The sequence below is a fragment of the Leifsonia aquatica genome (assembly GCF_014190775.1).
GTDB lineage: Bacteria > Actinomycetota > Actinomycetes > Actinomycetales > Microbacteriaceae > Leifsonia > Leifsonia aquatica.
Genome location: NZ_JACHVP010000001.1, coordinates 638,165 through 653,595, shown reverse-complemented (window position 1 = coordinate 653,595; position 15,431 = coordinate 638,165). Strand labels below are relative to the sequence as shown.

19 protein-coding genes are annotated in these 15,431 nt (G+C 72.4%); 14 read left to right on the top strand and 5 right to left on the bottom strand.

Features of this window, described 5'->3' with window-relative positions; translation table 11 throughout:
* Positions 1 to 3: 3 nt before the first annotated feature.
* Genes FHX33_RS03110 through FHX33_RS03080 form a run of 7 tightly spaced genes read left to right on the top strand, consistent with a single transcriptional unit; the run spans position 4 to position 5,762 of the window.
* Positions 4 to 1,212 (top strand): molybdopterin molybdotransferase MoeA, encoded by a 1,209-nt coding sequence (locus tag FHX33_RS03110; protein ID WP_183428150.1) that lies wholly within the window; start codon positions 4 to 6, stop codon positions 1,210 to 1,212.
* A complete protein-coding gene (gene moaCB, locus FHX33_RS03105; RefSeq protein ID WP_183428149.1) occupies positions 1,209 to 2,246 on the top strand; it encodes a bifunctional molybdenum cofactor biosynthesis protein MoaC/MoaB in 1,038 nt (345 codons plus the stop codon). The genes FHX33_RS03110 and moaCB overlap by 4 nt, the downstream gene beginning before the upstream one ends.
* Positions 2,243 to 2,665: a molybdenum cofactor biosynthesis protein MoaE gene (locus FHX33_RS03100; RefSeq protein WP_183428148.1), complete on the top strand. Its 423-nt coding sequence runs from the start codon at positions 2,243 to 2,245 to the stop codon at positions 2,663 to 2,665. The genes moaCB and FHX33_RS03100 overlap by 4 nt, the downstream gene beginning before the upstream one ends.
* A 40-nt stretch (positions 2,666 to 2,705) precedes the next feature.
* The gene (locus tag FHX33_RS03095) at positions 2,706 to 3,110 is read left to right on the top strand and encodes a TOBE domain-containing protein (protein WP_039922513.1); all 405 of its coding nucleotides are present in this window, start codon (positions 2,706 to 2,708) and stop codon (positions 3,108 to 3,110) included.
* Positions 3,107 to 3,913: a molybdate ABC transporter substrate-binding protein gene (gene modA, locus FHX33_RS03090; protein ID WP_021763382.1), complete on the top strand. Its 807-nt coding sequence runs from the start codon at positions 3,107 to 3,109 to the stop codon at positions 3,911 to 3,913. Before FHX33_RS03095 ends, modA begins: the two co-directional genes overlap by 4 nt.
* Positions 3,910 to 4,740, top strand: a complete 831-nt coding sequence (locus tag FHX33_RS03085; RefSeq protein ID WP_021763381.1) for an ABC transporter permease — start codon at positions 3,910 to 3,912, stop codon at positions 4,738 to 4,740. The genes modA and FHX33_RS03085 overlap by 4 nt, the downstream gene beginning before the upstream one ends.
* Positions 4,737 to 5,762, top strand: a complete 1,026-nt coding sequence (locus FHX33_RS03080) for a sulfate/molybdate ABC transporter ATP-binding protein (protein WP_183428147.1) — start codon at positions 4,737 to 4,739, stop codon at positions 5,760 to 5,762. Before FHX33_RS03085 ends, FHX33_RS03080 begins: the two co-directional genes overlap by 4 nt.
* Positions 5,763 to 5,773: 11 nt before the next feature.
* Here the strand turns inward: FHX33_RS03080 and FHX33_RS03075 are convergent, their stop codons facing one another.
* Genes FHX33_RS03075 through FHX33_RS03065 form a run of 3 tightly spaced genes read right to left on the bottom strand, consistent with a single transcriptional unit; the run spans position 5,774 to position 8,245 of the window.
* Positions 5,774 to 6,019: a MoaD/ThiS family protein gene (locus FHX33_RS03075; protein ID WP_021765502.1), complete on the bottom strand. Its 246-nt coding sequence runs from the start codon at positions 6,017 to 6,019 to the stop codon at positions 5,774 to 5,776.
* Positions 6,012 to 7,094, bottom strand: coding sequence for a GTP 3',8-cyclase MoaA (gene moaA, locus FHX33_RS03070; protein WP_021765501.1), 1,083 nt, complete (start codon positions 7,092 to 7,094; stop codon positions 6,012 to 6,014). The genes FHX33_RS03075 and moaA overlap by 8 nt, the downstream gene beginning before the upstream one ends.
* 20 nt (positions 7,095 to 7,114) lie before the next feature.
* Positions 7,115 to 8,245 (bottom strand): ThiF family adenylyltransferase, encoded by a 1,131-nt coding sequence (locus FHX33_RS03065; RefSeq protein ID WP_183428146.1) that lies wholly within the window; start codon positions 8,243 to 8,245, stop codon positions 7,115 to 7,117.
* A 62-nt stretch (positions 8,246 to 8,307) separates the two neighbouring features.
* Here FHX33_RS03065 and FHX33_RS03060 point away from each other — a divergent pair, with 62 nt between their 5' ends.
* Genes FHX33_RS03060 through FHX33_RS03050 form a run of 3 tightly spaced genes read left to right on the top strand, consistent with a single transcriptional unit; the run spans position 8,308 to position 9,949 of the window.
* Entirely contained in the window at positions 8,308 to 8,901 is a 594-nt protein-coding gene (locus FHX33_RS03060; protein ID WP_021764355.1) for a sulfite oxidase-like oxidoreductase, read from the top strand.
* On the top strand, positions 8,898 to 9,653 hold the full coding sequence (locus FHX33_RS03055) for a ferredoxin reductase (protein WP_021764354.1): 756 nt from the start codon (positions 8,898 to 8,900) through the stop codon (positions 9,651 to 9,653). Before FHX33_RS03060 ends, FHX33_RS03055 begins: the two co-directional genes overlap by 4 nt.
* Positions 9,650 to 9,949: a DUF6510 family protein gene (locus FHX33_RS03050; protein WP_021764353.1), complete on the top strand. Its 300-nt coding sequence runs from the start codon at positions 9,650 to 9,652 to the stop codon at positions 9,947 to 9,949. Before FHX33_RS03055 ends, FHX33_RS03050 begins: the two co-directional genes overlap by 4 nt.
* A gap of 40 nt (positions 9,950 to 9,989) precedes the next feature.
* Here the strand turns inward: FHX33_RS03050 and FHX33_RS03045 are convergent, their stop codons facing one another.
* Positions 9,990 to 10,325 carry a hypothetical protein gene (locus FHX33_RS03045; protein WP_021764352.1) on the bottom strand — a complete coding sequence of 112 codons (336 nt, stop codon included), beginning with the start codon at positions 10,323 to 10,325 and terminating at the stop codon, positions 9,990 to 9,992.
* Positions 10,326 to 10,407: 82 nt separating this feature from the next.
* On the opposite strand from FHX33_RS03045, the gene FHX33_RS03040 reads away from it, so the two are divergent.
* Genes FHX33_RS03040 through FHX33_RS03030 form a run of 3 tightly spaced genes read left to right on the top strand, consistent with a single transcriptional unit; the run spans position 10,408 to position 14,411 of the window.
* Positions 10,408 to 11,928, top strand: a complete 1,521-nt coding sequence (locus tag FHX33_RS03040) for an SDR family NAD(P)-dependent oxidoreductase (protein WP_021764351.1) — start codon at positions 10,408 to 10,410, stop codon at positions 11,926 to 11,928.
* Positions 11,929 to 11,970: 42 nt separating this feature from the next.
* Positions 11,971 to 13,974 (top strand): APC family permease, encoded by a 2,004-nt coding sequence (locus tag FHX33_RS03035; RefSeq protein ID WP_021764350.1) that lies wholly within the window; start codon positions 11,971 to 11,973, stop codon positions 13,972 to 13,974.
* A 29-nt stretch (positions 13,975 to 14,003) separates the two neighbouring features.
* Positions 14,004 to 14,411, top strand: a complete 408-nt coding sequence (locus tag FHX33_RS03030) for a DUF1622 domain-containing protein (RefSeq protein WP_021764349.1) — start codon at positions 14,004 to 14,006, stop codon at positions 14,409 to 14,411.
* A gap of 34 nt (positions 14,412 to 14,445) precedes the next feature.
* Here the strand turns inward: FHX33_RS03030 and FHX33_RS03025 are convergent, their stop codons facing one another.
* Positions 14,446 to 14,667, bottom strand: coding sequence for a PLDc N-terminal domain-containing protein (locus tag FHX33_RS03025; RefSeq protein WP_021764348.1), 222 nt, complete (start codon positions 14,665 to 14,667; stop codon positions 14,446 to 14,448).
* Positions 14,668 to 14,804: 137 nt separating this feature from the next.
* Between FHX33_RS03025 and FHX33_RS03020 the strand changes: the two genes are divergently transcribed.
* A complete protein-coding gene (locus FHX33_RS03020) occupies positions 14,805 to 15,416 on the top strand; it encodes a hypothetical protein (RefSeq protein ID WP_021764347.1) in 612 nt (203 codons plus the stop codon).
* The last annotated feature ends 15 nt before the right edge of the window (positions 15,417 to 15,431 follow it).

Here is a 15,431-nt window from a genome sequence, read left to right as displayed (position 1 = left end):
CCCATGAGCCCGACCGTGGACGAGCACGCCGAGACCGTCGCGAGGCTGCTCGCCCCGCTGGCCGCCGAACCGACCGTGGAATCGGTGCCGTTGTCAGAAGCGCGCGGTCGCGTCACCGCCTCCGACGTGCGCTCGGAGGTCGACCTCCCTCTGTTCCGCAACTCCCAGATGGACGGCTTCGCCGTGCGGGCGGCCGACGTCGCGCACGCGCCAGTGGCGCTCGAGGTGGCCGGCGACATCCCCGCCGGGCACGCCGTCGCGGTGACCCACGCCGCCGGAACCGCCATCCGCATCATGACGGGCGCTCCGATGCCGGACGGCGCCGACGCGGTCATCCCCGTGGAGGACACCGAGCTCGTCCTCGGCCGCGACGACGACCTCCGCGGCGCCGTCGTCGAGATCCGCCGGCCCCGTCGCCGCGGCGAGTACGTGCGTGAACGCGGCAGCGACGTGCATCGCGGCGAGGTGCTGGTGCCCGCCGGCACCCGGCTCGCCCCCCGCCATCTGGCCGCGCTCGCCGCCGCCGGCGTGCGGAGCGTGCCGGTGCGGTCGCGGCTGCGGGTAGGCATCCTGACCACCGGCTCCGAGCTCGTGACCGACGGCGGCCCGGCCGCCTTCGGCCAGATCTTCGACGCCAACGGCGTCGCCCTGGCCGCCCTGGTCGAGGAGGCCGGTGCGGTGGTGTCGTCGCGGGAGGCGAGCGACGACGACCCCGCGACGTTCGGCCGGCTCCTCGATGCGGCCGTCGCGGTCAGTGACCTCGTCATCACATCGGGCGGCATCTCCCAGGGTGCCTACGAGGTGGTGAGAGAGGTGCTCGAGCCGCGCGGCGCGGTCGTCACCACGGTGGCGATGCAGCCGGGCGGACCGCAGGCGACCGCGGTGGTGGACGGCGTTCCGGTGTTCTGCTTCCCCGGCAACCCGGTGAGCACGCAGGTGTCGTTCGTGGTGTTCCTGCGTGGGCCGCTGCGCGAGGCGGCCGGACTGCCGCCGGTCGCACCGTCGAGCACCCGGCTCGCCGAGCCCGTGCGGTCGGTGCCGGGGAAGCGCCAGTTCCTGCGGGCCCGATCGGCGGAGGGTGCCGTGACGCCCGTCTCCGGGCCGAGTTCGCACCTCGTCGCCGCGATGGCCCGCGCCGACGTGCTCATCGACATGCCCGCCGAGGTGGAGTCCCTGCCCGCGGGGGCCGACGTGACAGTCTGGACCCTATGACCGAGCTCAGCCACCTGGATGCCGACGGACGCGCGCGCATGGTCGACGTGGGCGGCAAAGCCGAGACCGACCGGGAGGCCGTCGCGCGCGGCCTGCTCCGCACCACGCCCGCTGTGGTCGCGGCGATCGCCGCGGACGATCTCCCCAAGGCCGACGTGCTCGCCACCGCCCGCATCGCGGGGATCGCCGGCGCGAAGCGCACGAGCGACCTGATCCCCCTGTGCCACCCCCTCCCGCTCACCTCGGTGCGCGTCGACTTCACGCTCGACCGCGCGGAGGGGTCCGTCGCCATCGAGGCGGTGGCGCGCACGCACGGGCGCACGGGCGTGGAGATGGAGGCGCTCACCGCCGTCGCCGTGGCGGGGCTCACCCTTCACGACATGGTCAAGGCCGTGGACCCCGCGGCGATGCTCACCGATGTCCGCGTGGTCACGAAGAGCGGCGGCAAACGCGGCGAGTGGCGACGCGACGGGGAGGCCGGCACCCAACCGTCCCCGGAGGCCGCGGACCACCCCGCGCAGGCCGCTCCCCCGGCGCCTGCCGCGATCGTGCTCGTCGCCTCGACCCGGGCGGCCGCCGGGACCGCGGAGGACGCCACCGGTCCCGTGATCGCCGCCTGGCTCGCCGAGCGCGGGCTTCCCGCCGACGTGCGGGTGGTGCCCGACCGGGCGGTCGGCGATGCGGTGCGCGCGGCCGTCGACGAGGGCCCCCGCGTCCTGCTCACGACCGGCGGCACCGGGCTCGCGCCCGACGACCTCACACCGGAGGCGACGGCGGCCGTCCTCGACCGGGAGCTGCCGGGCGTCGCCGAAACGCTCCGGGCCCGCGGCGCGGCGAGCACGCCGCTCGCCGCCCTCAGTCGTGGGCGAGCGGGCGTCGCGGGCGCCACCCTCATCGTGAACCTGCCGGGGTCGCGCGGTGGGGTCGCAGACGGTCTCGCGGTACTCGCCGAGCTGCTGCCCCACCTGCTCGACCAGATCGCCGGCGGCGACCACGCCGGAGGCCGCGGCGGCCGTCACGGCGGCGAGCGATGACGGCCGAGTACGCGGTGCTCGCCGACATCAGCGCCGACCCGCTCGATCCCGCGGTCGTGGACGAGTTCGTCTGGCGCGCGGAGGCGGGAGCCGTGGTCTCCTTCCAGGGCATCGTGCGCGACCATGACGGCGGCCAGGCGGTGGTCTCGCTCGACTACCGCGCGCATCCCGACGCCGAGGCCTTCCTCCGCACCTGCTGCGAGGAGGTCGCCGCACGCACCGGACTGCGCGTCGCCGCGCAGCACCGGGTCGGGTCGCTGACGGTCGGCGACCTCGCGCTCGTCGCGGCCGTCGCGGCGCCGCACCGGGCCGAGGCGTTCGCCGCGTGCGCCGAACTCGTCGAGGCGATCAAGGCCGGCGTGCCGATCTGGAAGCGGCAGCACTTCGCCACCGGCGCGTCCGAATGGGTCGGTCTCTGACCCCTCCCCGAACCGCGGATGCGACCCTAGGATGGCTGCCATGCCGCAGATACGGGTGAAGGACGCAGCGCTGTTCCTCGGCGTCTCCGACGACACGGTGCGCCGCTGGATCGAGGGCGGACTGCTGTCGAGCGAACGCGACGACGCCGGCCGCACGGTGGTCGACGGTCTGGAGCTCGCGGTGCTCGCCAAGCAGAACGCCGTGCTGCCGGTCGACCCGTCCGGGGTCGGCCGGTCGGCCCGCAATCGATTCGTGGGCATCGTCACCGACATCGTCGCCGATCGCGTCATGGCGCAGGTGGAGCTGCAGTGCGGCCCGCACCGCGTCGTCTCGCTCATGAGCAGCGAGGCCGTGCGCGAGCTCGGGCTGGAGCCCGGCTCCGTCGCGGTCGCCGTCGTCAAGGCCACCACCGTCATCGTCGAGACCCCGGGAGCACCGTCATGACCGCATTCGGCCGCCTCACCGCCGCAGCCGCCTCCCTCGCCGTCCTCCTCCTCGCGGTGACGGGCTGCTCGGCCTCCGGCTCCCCCTCCGGCACCGCCACTCCCACCTCGTCCGCGACCGGCGGGGCGACGGGGACGATCACGGTGTTCGCCGCGGCGTCGCTCACGAGCACGTTCACCGAGCTCGGCAAGCAGTTCGAGAAGGCGAACCCGGGCAGCTCCGTGACCTTCAGCTTCGCGGGCTCGTCCGACCTCGTCGCCCAGCTGACGGCCGGGGCGCCCGCCGACGTGTTCGCCTCGGCGGACGGGGCCACCATGCAGAAGGCGGTCGCGGCCGGCGTCACCGAGGGCGACCCCGTCGACGTCGCCACGAACGTGCTCGCGATCGCCGTGCCGACCGGCAACCCCGCGCACATCGAGAGCTTCGCCGATCTGGCGAAGCCGGGCGTCGCCACGGTCGTCTGCGCACCGCAGGTGCCGTGCGGGGCGGCGACGGCGAAGGTGGAGGCCTCCACCGGCACCACGCTCACGCCGGTCAGCCAGGAGTCGTCGGTCACGGACGTGCTCGGCAAGGTCATCTCCGGCGAGGCGGACGCGGGTATCGTCTACGCGACCGACGTCCGGGGCGCCGGCGACAAGGTCGACTCCGTGCCCTTCCCCGAGGCGAAGGATGTGGTCAACACGTACCCGATCGTCGCCGTCGGGCAGGGCGCCAACGCTGCGGGCGGGAAGGCCTTCATCGCCTTCGTGACGGGCCCCACGGGCCAGAAGGTGCTGCGGGCCGCGGGATTCGGCGCGCCGTGACCACGAGCGCGCGGTCGTCCGCGTCACGTCGGCCCGCCACCTCCCGGCCCGCCACCACGGGCGTCCCCGCCTGGCTCCTCGTGATCGCCGCGGTAGGTGCCCTGTTCGTGCTCCTGCCCGTGGCGGCGATGGTGCTGCAGGTCGACTGGGCGCAATTCCCGGCTCTGATCAGCTCGCCCTCCTCGGTGGACGCCCTCCTGCTCAGCCTGCGCACCTCCCTCACGGCCACCGCCGCCTGTCTCGTGCTCGGCATCCCGATGGCGGTGGTCCTGGCGCGCGTTCCCTTCCGCGGGCGCGGCCTCGTGCGGGCCATCGTGCTGCTGCCGCTCGTGCTGCCGCCGGTCGTCGGCGGCCTGGCGCTGCTCGCGCTCTACGGCCGACGCGGTCTGCTCGACGGCGCGCTGCCGGTGGCGTTCTCGACACCCGCGGTCGTGATCGCCCAGACGTTCGTCGCCCTCCCGTTCCTCGTCCTGAGCCTGGAGGGCGCTCTGCGCACGGCGGGCGATCGGTACGAGGCGGTGGCCGCCACCCTCGGTGCCGGCCCGTCGACCGTGCTGTTCCGGGTCACCCTGCCCCTCGTCGTACCCGCCATCGTCTCGGGCGCCGTGCTCTCGTTCGCCCGCGCCCTCGGCGAGTTCGGCGCCACCCTCACCTTCGCGGGCAGCCTGCAGGGCGTCACCCGCACGCTACCGCTGGAGATCTACCTGCAACGGGAGACCGATCCCGACGCGGCGGTCGCTCTCTCGCTGGTGCTCATCGCGGTCGCGATCGCCGTCGTCGCGGTCGCACACGGAGCGGGCGAACCGCTCCGCAGGCGCACCGCATGAGCCTGCGGCTGACGGCGTCGCTCGCCGAACGCGGGGTCTCGGTGGACCTCGCGCTCGCCTCCGGGGAGACCCTCGCCCTGCTCGGCCCGAACGGCGCGGGCAAGTCGACAGTGCTCGGGATGCTCGCCGGCCTCGTCCGCCCCGACGAGGGCACGGCCGCGCTCGACGGTACGACCCTGTTCGACCTCCCGTCGACCTGGCTCGCGCCGCACCGCAGGGGTGTCGCTCTGCTCGCCCAGGAAGCGCTGCTGTTCCCGCACCTGACCGCGCGCGGCAACGTCGCCTTCGCGGCACGCGCGACCGGCCTCGCCCGCGCGGCGGCTCGCGATCGCGCCGACGACTGGCTGACCCGCACCGGGGCGGACGCCGTCGCAGAACGGCGCCCCGCCGAGCTCTCCGGCGGCCAGGCCCAGCGCGTCGCGATCGCGCGGGCGCTCGCCGCCGAACCACGCCTGACGCTGCTCGACGAGCCGCTTGCCTCCCTCGACGTCGGCGTCGCCGCCGAACTGCGGCTGACGCTCGCTGAGGTGCTGGCCGACCGCACCGCCGTGCTGGTCACGCACGACGTGCTCGACGCCTACCTGCTCGCCGACCGCGTCGCCGTGCTGCACGAGGGGACGGTGGTCGAGCAGGGGCCCACCCGGGAGGTGCTGGCCCGCCCACGCCACCCGTTCACGGCGGAGATCGCCGGCCTCAGCCTGCTGACCGGCCGGCGCACCGATCACGGGATCCGCACGGACGACGGGCTGGAGCTCGCCGGCACGGAGTCGGAGCCGATCGGCGCCGGGATGCCCGTGACGGCGGTGATCCGGCCCTCCGCGGTCGGCCTCCACCCGGCCGGGTCCGGCGGTATCCCCGCTCGGGTCACCGCGCTCGAACCCCGAGACGACCTGGTGCGGGTGCGCACCGACCGGCTCACCGCGCTGCTTCCGGCCGCCATCGTCGCCGAGCTGCGTCTCGCACCGGGGACACCGGTCGCGTTGCGTGTCGCGCCCGGTGACGTGGCGATCGCGCCCGCCTGACGGAAGGCGGGTCAGCCGCCGGCGAACGGAGGCAGCACGTCCACCCGCTCGCCGAGTGGACGGCCGGCGTCGCGCGCGACCACGCCGTCCACGAGGAACGAGCCGCTCCGCAGCACGCGCTGCATCGGTTCGCCGTAGCGGGCGACGAGCTCGACGCGCAGTGCGCCCAGCGTCGGCTCGGCGAGGCGGATGCGCTCCTCCGCGCGTCCCGCCGCCTCCTCCGCCGCGGCGAAGTAGCGCACCAGCACCTCAGCCACCGATCGCCCCCATGCTCCGGACGGGAGGCAGGAACCCGGCCGCGTCGATCCCGTGCCCCGCCTGCTTGCCCCACATCGCGCCGCGCCACCAGAGGGCGATCTCGGCGTCGTCGGCTCCGCCCCGGAGGAGGCCGCGTAGATCCGTCTCGTCGTCGCCGAACAGGCAGGAGCGCACCGTCCCCTCCGCCGTGATGCGCGTGCGGTCGCAGGCGCTGCAGAAGGAGCGCGTGACGGAGGCGATGATACCGACGGTGGCCGGACCGCCGTCGACCAGCCACTCCTCGGCCGGGGCGGAGGGGTCGTCGCGGCCCGCTTCCGTGAGCGCGAAGCGGGTGCCGAGCGTGTCCAGCAGCTCGCTCGCCGACACCATGTTGTCCCGCAGCCACGAGCGGTCGGCGTCCAGCGGCATCTGCTCGATGAATCGCAGGCGGCAGCCGTTCTCGAGCGCCCACGCGAGCAGCTCCGGCGCGTCGGCGAGGGTGTCCCGCATCATGACGGCGTTCAGTTTGAGCGGCGTGAGGCCGGCATCGTGCGCCGCCCGGATGCCGGCGAGCACCGCGGGCAGGCGGTCGCGGCGGGTGAGCGTCGCGAAGTGCGCGCGGTCCACGGTGTCGAGCGAGATGTTCGCGCGGGTGAGGCCGGCCGCGACGAGCGCGCCCACGCGGCGGTCGAGGCCGATCCCGTTCGTCGTGATGCTGAGGTCGATGCCGGGCGCGACCGCGGCCGAGCGCGCGACGATCTCGGTCAGGTCGGCCCGCATGAGCGGCTCGCCGCCGGTGAACCGCACCTCCCGGACCCCCAGGTCGCGCACCCCGATGCCGACCAGCCGGGCGATCTCCGTCGCGGTGAGCAGGCTCTCGCGCGGGATCGCGGGCAGGCCATCGGCCGGCATGCAGTACGTGCAACGCAGCGAGCACTTCTCGGTCACCGAGACGCGCAGGTCACGCGCCACCCGCCCGAAGCGGTCGACCAGCCCCGGGTGGTCGGGACGACCGGCGAGGCTCGGCGCCGCCGCACCGGAGCCCTCGGCGCGCACGGGAATCCGCACGGGCGAGCCGAGGTTGACGGCGGTCATCTCCTCACCCTAGTCCGCGGTCAGTAGCGCGGGATGGCCGGATCGATATCGCGCGACCATGCGTCGATGCCGCCGGCCAGAACAAGCCCGGGCGCCCCGGCCTCGGCCAGCAGGCGCCGTGCCGTCTCGGCGCGCACACCGTGATGGCAGACGATGACGAGCGGGTCGGCGCCGAGCCGCGCCGCGACACCCGCCGGGTCCCGTTGCACCACCCCGAGCGGCACCAGCAGCGAGCCGGGGATCTCCGCGACGTCGGCCTCCCACGGCTCGCGCACGTCCAGCAGGGTGTGCGGTTCACCGGCGAGCAGGCGGGCATGCAGCTCCGCCGCCGAGACGGTGTCCGTGACCCCGCAGAACAGGTCGTAGTCGATCAGCCCGGTGACGGGGACCCCCGCCGGATCCCGCTCGTACGCGAGCTCGCGGAAGGTCCCCCGCAGCGCGTCGTGCACGATCACCCGGCCGAGCAGCGGCTCGCCCGTGCCGGTGACCAGCTTGATCGCCTCGCTCACCATCAGCGAGCCGATGGTGCCGCAGACGCTCGGCAGCGCGCCGGCCTCCGCGCAGCTCGGGATGCTGCCGGGCTCGGGCGGCACGGGGAAGAGATCGCGGTAGTGCGGCCCGTGCGCCGCCCAGCTGAGCCCCGCCTGGCCGCCTGCCTGGTGCACGGCGCCCCAGACGACCGGCAGGCCGCCGAGCAGGGCGGCGTCGTTCACGAGGTACCGGGTCGGGAAGTTGTCGCTGCCGTCGAGCACGAGGTCGAAGCCGGCGAGGATTCCGCTGGCGTTGGCCGCCGTCAACCGCTCGGCGAACACCCGCACCTCGGTCTCGGGATCGAGGGCGCGCACCGCCTCGGCGGCCGACTCCGTCTTGAGGCGGCCGACATCGGCGGGCGTGTGGACGGTCTGGCGCGGCAGGTTGCTCGGCTCGACCCGGTCGTCGTCCACGATCCCGATGGTGCCGAACCCGGCGGACGCGAGCAGCGGCAGGATGGCGGAGCCGAGCCCGCCCGCCCCCACCACCAGCACGCGCGCCGCGTGCAGCCGGCGCTGCGCGAGCATCCCGAAGCCAGGGAGGCGTGCGGTGCGGGCGTATCGCGCCTCGCGCTCCGCTGGGAGCGCCGGTGCGGGTTCGATGAGCGGCGGGAGGGCCATACGCACAGCCAACCATGCCGCGGGGTCTCGTGTCCCGCGGCCTCGCGCAATATGCTTCGCGCATGGGCATCGTCTCCTCCGGATTCCTGGGGCGTCGCAGAAACGACGACCCGCGCGTTCCGCCCGGCCAGTACGCCACGGACGGGTTCCCCGTGCTGTCGGCCGGTCCCACGCCCCGCATCTCGAAAGAGGACTGGGCGTTCACGATCACCAACGAGACCGGCGACGTCCGCCGGTGGAGCTGGAGCGAGTTCCTCGCGCTCCCGCAAGAGGACGTGAGCACCGACATCCACTGCGTCACCAGCTGGTCGAAACTCGGGACGTCGTGGCGGGGAGTCGCCCTCGACACCCTGTTCGCGGAGGTGGACACGACCTTCGAATACACGATGGCGCACTCCTACGGCGGCTACACGACGAACGTCCCGCTCGCCGATCTGCTCGACGGCAAGGCGTGGGTCGCGCACAGCTTCGACGGGGAGGACCTCGCCCCCGAGCACGGCGGCCCCGCCCGCCTGCTCGTGCCCCACCTGTACTTCTGGAAGAGCGCCAAATGGGTCAGCGGGCTGCAGATGCTGCCGCAGGACCAGCCCGGGTTCTGGGAGCAGAACGGCTACAACATGTACGGCGACCCCTGGAAAGAGCAGCGCTACTGGTGAGCACCGTCTGGCGCGTGGCCGACGTCGTGGACGTGCGGGCCGAGACACCGTCCGCGCGCACCATCCGTTTGCGCATCCCGGGCCTCCACGGGCACCTCGCCGGTCAACACGTGGATGTGCGGCTGACGGCTCCCGACGGCTACCAGGCGGTCCGCTCCTACTCGATCGCCTCGGCGACCGGCGCGAACGGCGTGGCGGAGGACGAGCTGGAACTGACCGTGGAGGAGCTCCCCGACGGCGAGGTGTCCCCCTACCTCGTGCACGGGCTGATGGTCGGAGGACAGCTGGAGGTGCGCGGCCCGGTCGGCGGCTGGTTCGTCTGGCGCCCGACCGACACCGGTCCGGTGCAGCTCATCGCCGGCGGTTCGGGGGTCGTGCCGCTCATGTCGATGGCGCGGGCGCACGCCGCCTCCGGAAGCGCGGCACCGTTCCGGCTGCTCTACTCGGTGCGCACGCCGGAATCGGGCTTCTATCGCGGCGAACTGGAGCACCTGAGCCGGGACGCCGCAGCGCCGCTCTCCGTCGACTACGTCTACACCCGCACCGCGCCGGCCGGTGCCGCGACGCCGCCGGGCCGTCTGACGGCGGACGCGCTCTCCGCCGCCGTGGTGCCCGCGGCCGAATCGCCCACGTTCTATCTGTGCGGGGCGACGCCCTTCGTCGAGACGGTCTCGGGATGGCTGGTGGACGCCGGTCACGCGCCCGAGCGGATTCGCACCGAGCGCTACGGCGGCATCGGAGGTGCCTCATGACCGACCAGAACGAGCAGGCCGAGCAGGCCGACCCGGCCGAGCCCGGCTACCTCGACGGCAACGCGGCCGCCGGTCTCCTCTCCGAGATCTTCGCCGTCGACGTGACCGCGGCCCGCGGCCGCTGCGCCCACTGCGGCGACGAGAACGTCGTCGCTGCGGCGCGCCTCTATCCGCACGGCACGGGGATGGTGCTGCGCTGCGCCGTCTGCGGCGAGGTGCTCGCCCGGGCGACCGAGATGGAGGACTCCGTGTGCCTCGACCTGAGCGGCCTCGCCTGGCTGCAGGTGCGGATCTGACGAAAGCTCTCCGCCGACCGCCGTCGTCGGCAACGCGCTCCTAGGAACCGAGGTACGAGCCGGACATCGAGTATCCGCCCTTCGGGTTCTCCGACGGTCGCGGCTCGTCGAACCCCGGATTGGCCTTGCCAGGAAGGCTCGCAGGCACGGCCCGGGACCGGGCGGCGGCCACGATCGCCACGACGCAGGCCGCGAGCAGCACGAGCCCGAGGGCGGCGAGCGCCCAGCCGATCGGCTCACCAGCGACCACGAGGACGACCCCGTACGGCCCGGCCAGCCAGGCTCCGACACCGGCCACGATCGCCCCCGCGACCAGCAGCCCCACACGCGAGCGGCGGCGTCGCGCCTGCTCGAACTCCTGCATCAGCACACTCATCGTGCACCCCCTTTTCGGAAGGCTAGCATCCGGGCCCCGGCGCAGGCAGGGACTGTGCAGGAGGGCACCGTAGAATTCTCCGGTGCCCTCCACGACCCCTCCCTCCGACTCCCCCGCCGTCGGCATCGATCCCGCCGACCTGGAGATCACGCTGCGCGTGCTCGGGAGCCTCCACGAGTTCGACCGCGAGCACCCCGACTTCGTGGCCGTCCGCCAGGCCACCGGCCACATGTTCAAGGCCGTCAAGCAGGCGCGTCGCCGCGAGCTGCGCGATGCCGTCGCCGAGGCCGACCGCGCCGTCGTCGCGGCCACCGCGACCGGCGCCCCCGACCGGATCGACGACGAGACCCGCGGTCGTGAGCTGACCTCCGGCACCACGCCGTCCACCACCGCCGGCACGCTGCTCAAGGCGCACGCCTGCTACATCTGCAAGCAGGACTACACCGAGGTCGACTGGTTCTACCACCAGCTCTGCCCCTCCTGCGCGGCGTTCAGTCACGCCAAGCGCAACGCGCGCACCGACCTGCGCGGCAAGCGCGCCCTGCTCACGGGCGGCCGCGCCAAGATCGGCATGCACATCGCGCTACGGCTGCTGCGCGACGGCGCGCACCTGACCATCACCACGCGCTTCCCGCGCGACGCCGTGCGCCGCTTCTCGCAGCTGCCCGACGCCGGCGAGTGGCTGCACCGGCTGCGAGTGGTCGGCATCGACCTGCGCGACCCGTCCCAGGTGATCGCGCTGGCCGATTCGGTCGCGGCGCAGGGACCCCTCGACATTCTCATCAACAACGCCGCCCAGACGGTGCGCCGCTCCCCCGGCTCGTACTCGCTGCTGGCGGAGGCCGAGTCGCAGCCGCTGCCCGACGGTCCCCTGCCCGAGATGGAGACTTTCGGTCACACCGCCGACCCGCACCCGCAGGCCCTGGAGGCCTCGGTCGCGGCCCACCCGCTGCTCTCGCGCACCACGATCGCCGGCACGATCGCGGAGCTCGGCGGTCAGGGCGGCATCACCGCGCACGACCTGGCGACGCTCGCGATGGCGCCCGGTTCGTCGTCGCTGGCCAAGCACGCCGACGGCACCGCCATCGACGCGGGCGGCCTCGTGCCGGACGTGAAGACCGTCAACAGCTGGACCCAGGCGATCGGCGACGTGGACCCGCTCGAGCTGCTGGAGGTGCAGCTCTGCAACACGACCGCGCCGTTCATCCTGATCGACCGCCTGCGCCCCTCCCTCGCGGCGACGGAGTCGGGTCGCGCGTACGTCGTCAACGTCTCGGCGATGGAGGGCGTGTTCGGCCGCCGCTACAAGGGGCCGGGTCACCCGCACACCAACATGGCGAAGGCGGCGCTCAACATGCTCACGCGCACCAGCGCGGGCGAGATGTTCGAGACCGACAACATCCTGATGACGAGCGTCGACACCGGCTGGATCACCGACGAGCGCCCGCATTACACGAAGGTGCGCCTCGCCGAGGAGGGCTTCCACGCCCCGCTCGACCTCGTCGACGGCGCCGCCCGCGTCTACGACCCGGTCGTGCGCGGCGAGGCCGGCGAGGACGTCTACGGAGTGTTCCTCAAGGACTACCGCGCGTCGGCGTGGTGAGCGAACTAGTGTGAGGTCGTAGGCCCAGCACGAGGAGCGACGATGTCGACCACACCGGCGGACGGCGCACCCGCGCCCGTCCCTGTCCCCGGCCAGACGCACCCTGGCCGGGCCGCGGCATCCAAGGCGGGCCGCTTCCGGCACTGGCTGCTCTCGGGGCTCGTCGACGAGCGCGGGACCCAGCAGGGACCGCACGGCCGCAATCCCGAGCGCACGCACTCGTGGTGGCAGGTCATGTGCCTCACCGGCGTCGACTACTTCTCCACCCTCGGCTACCAGCCGGCGATCGCGGCCCTCGCGGCCGGGCTGATCTCGCCGTTCGCGACGCTCGTGCTCGTGGCGCTGACGCTGCTCGGCGCCCTCCCCGTCTACCGCAGGGTCGCCCGGGAGAGCTTCCGCGGCTCCGGGTCGATCGCGATGCTGGAACGGCTGCTCCCCTGGTGGGCGGGCAAGCTGTTCGTCCTCGTGCTCCTCGGCTTCGCCGCCACCGACTTCATGATCACGATCACGCTGTCGGCGGCGGACGCCACGGCGCACGCGATCGAGAACCCGTTCGCGCCCGACTGGTTCCACGGGCAGAACGTCATCATCACGCTCGTGCTGCTCGCCCTGCTCGGGGCCGTGTTCCTCCGCGGGTTCCGGGAGGCCATCGGGATCGCCGTCGTGCTGGTGGCGGTCTACCTCGCGCTCAACGTCATCGTCGTCGGCACCTCCATCGTCGAGGTGTTCCACCACCCCACCGCGATCTCCGACTGGTGGGGGATGCTGTTCCGGCAGAACGGCAACCCGCTGATGATCGTCGGCGTCGCCCTGCTCGTCTTCCCGAAGCTCGCCCTGGGCCTCTCCGGCTTCGAGACCGGTGTCGCCGTGATGCCGCAGATCAAGGGCAAGCCCGACGACGACCCCGCCTACCCGGTCGGACGGATCCGCGGCGCCCACCGGCTCCTGACGACCGCTGCGATCATCATGAGCGTCTTCCTCATCACGTCGAGCTTCACCACGACGCTGCTCATCCCGCAGAAGGAGTTCCAGGCCGGCGGCTCGGCGAACGGCCGCGCTCTCGCGTACCTCGCGCACGAGTACCTCGGCAACGTGTTCGGCACGGTCTACGACATCAGCACCATCCTCATCCTGTGGTTCGCCGGCGCGTCAGCGATGGCGGGCCTGCTCAACCTCGTGCCGCGGTACCTGCCGCGCTACGGGATGGCGCCGCAGTGGGCGCGCGCGGTGCGACCCCTCGTCCTCGTCTTCACCGCGATCGCGTTCCTCATCACCCTCGTCTTCCAGGCCAACGTCGACGCCCAGGGCGGCGCGTACGCGACCGGCGTGCTGGTGCTCATCACCTCGGCCTCCTTGGCGGTGGCCCTCTCGGCGCGGCGCAAGAAGCAACCGCGCCGGTTCGTGCTCTTCGGCATCATCACCGCGATCTTCGTCTACACGACGATCGTCAACGTCATCGAGCGCCCGGACGGCCTGCGCATCGCCACGCTGTTCATCCTCGGCATCCTCGTCGTCTCGATCGTCTCGCGCGTCGGGCGGTCGTTCGAGCTGCGGGCCACCTCCGTGACGCTCGACGTCACGGCCCTCGACTTCGTGCTGGAGGACGCGGAGGAGGGCGAGATCCGCATCATCTCGCACGAGCCTGACGTCGACACGACGACGGAGTACGCGCAGAAGAACAAGGACGAGCGCAAGTTCAGCCACATCCCGCAGCGCGCCCGCACGATCTTCCTCGAGGTGCTCCGCTCCGACTCCTCCGACTTCGAGGAGGATCTGGTGGTCCACGGCGTCGTGAAGCACGGCTACCGCGTGCTGCAGGTCAAGAGCGGCAACGTCCCGAACACGATCGCGGCCGTGCTGCTCGAGATCCGTGACATCACCGGCATCGTGCCGACGATCTACTTCGAGTGGACCGAGGGCAACCCGATCTCGAACATGTTCCGCTTCCTCATCACCGGCGTCGGCGAGGTCGCCCCGGTCACGCGCGAGGTGCTGCGCGAGGCCGAGAAGGATGTGAAACGGCGACCGGCCGTCCACGTCTCCTGATCCGCGCCGCCCTGTGGCACCATGACCGCATGAGCGGACACGCGTTCTTCGAGGCCATCGGCGTCGCCTTCGAGTTCGCCGGTGTGCTGGCGATGGCGCTCGGCTTCGTCGTCGCGGTCGTGATCTCCCTCGTCGCCTGGCGCCGGCACCGCAGCGGGACCGTCGCGTTCCGCACGCTGCGGGAGACGTTCGGCGGGGTGATCCTGCTCGGGCTCGAGATCCTCGTCGCGGCCGATCTGGTCAAGACGGTGACCTCCAGCCCCACCCTGACCGACGCCGTCGTGCTCGGCATCATCGTGCTGATCCGGACCATCCTGAGCTTCTCGCTCCAGGTCGAGATCGACGGCGTCGCGCCCTGGAAGCGCGCGCTCGTCACCGGGCCGCAGGTGCTGGCGCAGGCTGCCCGCCGCGCCGGCGAGCCTCCCGCCACCAGCTGAACGCGCCGGCGACTGCGGGGTGGCGGGACGGGTCTCAGCGCTTGATCTGCGGCGCGCGAAGACCCAGCGGATGCGGTCCCAGCAGGAACCAGACGATCGGTCCGGCGAGAGGGAATGCGATGACGGCGAGGATCCAGACGAACCGTTCGATCCGAGTGAGCTGGTCCGTGCGGATGATCCGCATCACCGCGTACACGAGAGCGGCGAGATAAAGCGCACCGGCGAGAGCGGCGAGAATCAGGCCCAGGATTTCCATCTCAGCTCCTTCGACGAAATGTAGTCCGCACACTAGCAGCAGATACTCTGCGTTGCGTGCATGATACTTCAGATGCGATGGTGAGGGTGTACCGGCAAGGTGCCGAGTACTCGCTTGACAATCAAAGGAGATCAGTCATGCACGTTCCCACTTTCCGTCGCATCAGGGTCACCGGTTTCGGCATCCTCGCCGGGTCCGCGCTCATGCTCTGCTCCGGCCTCCCGGCTCATGCGTCGACTCCGCAGGCAGCCATCGACCTCATCGCCCCGGGCGAATCGAGAATGTACGAGAGTACGGACGGCATCTCGACTGTCCTCTCTCTCGGCGAACCGGTTGCTGTGACCGCCGAGGACATCGCACGGGACTCCGGGCTGAGTCCGCGCGCGAAAGCCGAGCTGACCGCGGCGGCAGCGTACGCCGGAGTCTCGTCGAACCACTGGAGCCAATTCGCCACGGGGGCGGCCTACACGCAGACCCAGAACGGCACGTTCTACTACAACGGCTCCCGCGTCTGGGTCAGTGAGAGCTATGCAGGATATCGAGGCTCGCACGCCTGCTTCACCAACTACGTGGTCTGGCCGTGGTCCATCTCCAACGTCGCCAAAAGCGAGTGGGGCGGCACCGGCAGCCGGTCGATGAACTGCACGTGGAACGTCGGTCAACCGGGGTATCTGACGACGAGCTGGGGAATGACGGCGACGGTGTACTCGAACGGCACGATCTCCGGTGCCGGAGCCACGCGGGGATGATCGTCTCCCACCACC